Consider the following 2,967-nt stretch of genomic DNA (forward strand, 5'->3'; position numbering starts at 1 on the left):
GACGGGATCGGGGCGACCGAGATGCTGCACATCTTCATCTCGAACCGGCTGGGCGACGCGAAACCCGCCTGCACCGGCTTCCCGGTCACCGGCTACGAGGCCAGAATCGTCGACGACGAGATGAACGAGGTGGCGCGCGGCACGCCCGGCCGGCTCGCCGTGAAGGGGCCGACGGGGTGCCGCTACATGGCCGACCCGCGCCAGCGCGACTACGTCAGGCAGGGCTGGAACATCACGGGCGACACCTTCTGTCAGGACGAGGACGGGTATTTCCGTTTCGCCGCGCGCTCGGACGACATGATCCTCTCGTCGGGCTACAACATCGCGGGCCCGGAGGTGGAAGCGGCGCTTCTGAAGCATGACGCCGTGGCCGAATGCGCCGTGGTCGGCGCGCCGGACGCCGAGCGGGGCGCGATCGTCGAGGCGCATGTGGTGCTCGCCGAGGGCGCGGCGGGCGACGCGGCGATGGTCGCGGCCCTGCAGGACTTCGTGAAGGCCACGATCGCGCCCTACAAGTATCCGCGCCGCGTGGTGTTCCGCGATGCCCTGCCCAAGACCCAGACCGGCAAGGTGCAGCGCTTCCGCCTGCGCGAGGGACGCTGACCGCGCCGCAGATCGGCGCCGGGTTCCGCGTTTTCCCGCGCCCATCATCTTGGTCCAAATACTCTCGGGGGGTGAATGCCGCGCCAGCGGCAGAGGGGGGCAGACAGCCCCCCTCTCACGCGACGAGTCACGCCAGCGCCGATGCGCGCGCCGCGCCGCTACCGCGCGAGCGTGAGCTCGGCCTCGAGCCCGCCCAGTCGGGCGCTTTCACCGAGCGTCAGGGCGCCGCCGTGCGCCCGCGCCACATCTGCCGCGATGGCGAGGCCGAGGCCGACGCCGGTGCCGCGGTCCTGATTGCGCGCCGGATCGAGCCGCGCGAAGGGCTTGAGCGCATGGGCCCGCTCCTCGGGCGGGATGCCGGGGCCGTCATCCTCCACCGTGATGCGCAACGTCTGCGCGCCGAGCCGCGCCGAGACCTCGGCGCGGGTGCCGTAGCGCACCGCGTTGGCGATCAGGTTCTCGAGGGCGCGGCGCACCGCGAGCGGGCGCAGGTCCATCTGGCCGCCGCCCTCGGTCGCGACGAGCCGCACATCGGCGCCGGCGCGCGCCGCGTCCTCGACCACCCCGCGCAGGAGGTCCAGGGGATCCACGGTTTCGGACTCGCCCGGCCCCGCCTCGCCGCGCGCGAAGCTCAGGAACTCGTCGACGAGCCGCTCCATGTCCTCCACGTCGCGCGCGAGCGGGGCGCGGTCCTCCTCCTCGAGCATCGAGAGGCCGAGCTTCAGCCGCGTGAGCGGGGTGCGCAGATCGTGGCTGATGCCCGAGAGCATCATCGTGCGCTGCTCGATGTGTCGTTCGATCCGCGCGCGCATGTCGAGAAAGGCGCGGCCCGCGGCACGGACCTCGACCGCGCCGGCGGGTTTGTAGGGCACGGTCCGCCCGCGGCCGAACGCCTCCGCGGCCTCGGCGAGGCGGGTGATCGGGCGGAGCTGGTTGCGCAGGTAGAAAAACGCGATCACCGTGAAGAAGATGCCGAAGACGACCATGTTCACCAGCAGCTGATGCGGATTGGAGGCCGACACGCGCTTGCGGCCGAAGTCCAGCGCCACCGGCCCCGCCACGCTTTCGGCGTAAAGCGAGACGTCGAAATCGCCGGGCAGCTCGATCACCTCGAAGGCGGGCAGCCGCGCCTCGAGGGTTCGGATCACCACCCGTCCCGAAAAGTCGTAGAACCGAAGGCTGTCGGTCGCCGGCACGGCCTCCGGCGGCACGGCGCGAAGCGAGTAGTCGAGCGCCGCCGCGGCCTCCTCGGCGGCGGGCAGCCCCCCCTCCGCGAGGCGGTCAAGAACGAGCGCGACCTCGAGCGCGACCCCTTCGGTCAGCTGCTCGGTCACGTCCTCGAAATGGCGCTGCACGAAGACGACCGAGACGACGAGCTGCAGCGTCACCACCGGCAGCACGAGGATCAGCGCCGCGCGCCCGTAGAGCCCGCGCGGCATGGACTGTTTGAGCCACCGGAAGGCCATGCCTAAATCTACGCACCTCAGCACGGGAGCGAAAGCCGTCATGCCGACCCAAGCCGCCTCCTCCGGCGTTCCCCGCCCGCTCGGACCGGGGCTGCGCCGCATCGTGGCGCCCAACCCCTCGCCGATGACCTTCCGGGGAACGAACACCTATCTTCTCGGGACGCGCGGCCTCGCCGTGATCGACCCCGGCCCGGATAGTCCCGCGCACCTCGAGGCGATCCTTGCCGCGCTGGAGCCCGGCCAGCGCATCACGCATATCCTGGTCACGCACGCGCATCTCGACCACTCGCCCCTCGCGCGCCGTCTTTCGCAGGCGACGGACGCGCCGGTCCTGGCCTTCGGCGACGCGCGCGCGGGCCGGAGCGCGGTGATGTCACGGCTTGCGGAGACCGGCCTCGCCGGGGGCGGCGAAGGGGTGGACGCGGGCTTTCTCCCCGACGTGTCGCTCGCCGACGGCGCGGCGGTCACGGGCGACGGCTGGGCGCTCCGCGCGCTGCACACGCCGGGACATTTCGGCAACCACCTCTGCTTCGCCGCGGAGGACGTGCTCTTCACGGGCGATCTGGTGATGGGCTGGGCGAGCTCGCTCGTCTCGCCGCCCGACGGCGACCTGACCGACTTCATGGCCTCCTGCACGCGGCTCGCGGCCCGGCGCTGGCGTGTCATGCACCCGGGGCACGGGGCACCGATCGCCGATCCGGCCGCGCGGCTCGACTGGCTCGTCGCGCACCGGAGGAGCCGCGAGGCACAGATCCGCGCCGCGCTCGCCGAGGCGCCCGGCACCGCCGCCGAGCTCGCCCGCCGCATCTATGCCGACACGCCGCCCGACCTCCTGCCCGCCGCCGCGCGCAACGTCTTCGCGCACCTCGTCGATCTCGACGCGCGCGGCGCCGCCCGG

The 2,967-nt window shown here is 72.6% G+C and carries 3 protein-coding genes; 2 read left to right on the forward strand and 1 reads right to left on the reverse strand.

Annotated features, from left to right (window positions below; genetic code table 11):
- A partial coding sequence (locus tag ACESL7_RS14900; RefSeq protein ID WP_372894082.1) for an AMP-binding enzyme occupies window positions 1-603 on the forward strand: 603 nt, incomplete at its 5' end.
- Between the two features lie 158 nt (window positions 604-761).
- Here ACESL7_RS14900 and ACESL7_RS14905 read toward each other — a convergent pair.
- Window positions 762-2,069: an ATP-binding protein gene (locus ACESL7_RS14905; protein WP_372894083.1), complete on the reverse strand. Its 1,308-nt coding sequence runs from the start codon at window positions 2,067-2,069 to the stop codon at window positions 762-764.
- Between the two features lie 40 nt (window positions 2,070-2,109).
- On the opposite strand from ACESL7_RS14905, the gene ACESL7_RS14910 reads away from it, so the two are divergent.
- On the forward strand, window positions 2,110-2,967 hold an 858-nt coding region (locus ACESL7_RS14910; protein ID WP_372894084.1), incomplete at its 3' end, for an MBL fold metallo-hydrolase.

Origin of the sequence: Rhodosalinus sp., assembly GCF_041685465.1 — a bacterium.
Lineage (GTDB): Bacteria > Pseudomonadota > Alphaproteobacteria > Rhodobacterales > Rhodobacteraceae > Rhodosalinus.